This window comes from Vibrio sp. 1727, from assembly GCF_033344415.1.
Taxonomy (GTDB): Bacteria; Pseudomonadota; Gammaproteobacteria; order Enterobacterales; family Vibrionaceae; genus Vibrio; species Vibrio alginolyticus.
This window is the reverse complement of record NZ_JAWPOT010000670.1, coordinates 1-517: the sequence shown is the minus strand read 5'-3', so window position 1 is coordinate 517 and position 517 is coordinate 1. Positions and strand designations below refer to the sequence as shown.

Here is a 517-nt window from a genome sequence, read left to right as displayed (position 1 = left end):
ACGGTCAATAACTGCTGAATATCATGGAAGTGCAGACCAGTTGTTGGCTCATCTAGAATGTACAAGGTTTTACCCGTATCACGCTTGGATAGCTCTCTTGCCAATTTCACTCGCTGCGCTTCGCCGCCTGATAATGTGGTTGCCGCTTGACCTAAACGAATGTAAGACAGACCAACGTCCATTAGAGTTTGCAGCTTGCGGGCAATCGCAGGAACAGGATCGAAGAAGGTGCGAGCATCCTCGACGGTCATTTCCAGTACTTCATCGATGGTTTTGCCTTTGTAGCGTACTTCCAGTGTTTCGCGGTTATAGCGCTTACCTTTACACACATCACATGGCACGTACACGTCTGGTAAGAAGTGCATCTCGACTTTGATAACACCATCCCCCTGACAAGCTTCACAGCGACCACCACGAACGTTAAAACTAAAGCGGCCAGGTTTGTAACCACGTGAACGTGATTCCTGCGTACCAGCAAACAGCTCGCGAATAGGGGTAAAGATTCCCGTGTACGTCG

Annotated in this window: 1 protein-coding gene; it reads right to left on the bottom strand. The window is 49.1% G+C overall.

All coding sequences use genetic code 11. The features are described 5' to 3' along the window. The coding region (locus tag R8O10_RS27515) for an ATP-binding cassette domain-containing protein (RefSeq protein WP_318192273.1) at positions 1-517 on the bottom strand (517 nt) is incomplete at both ends.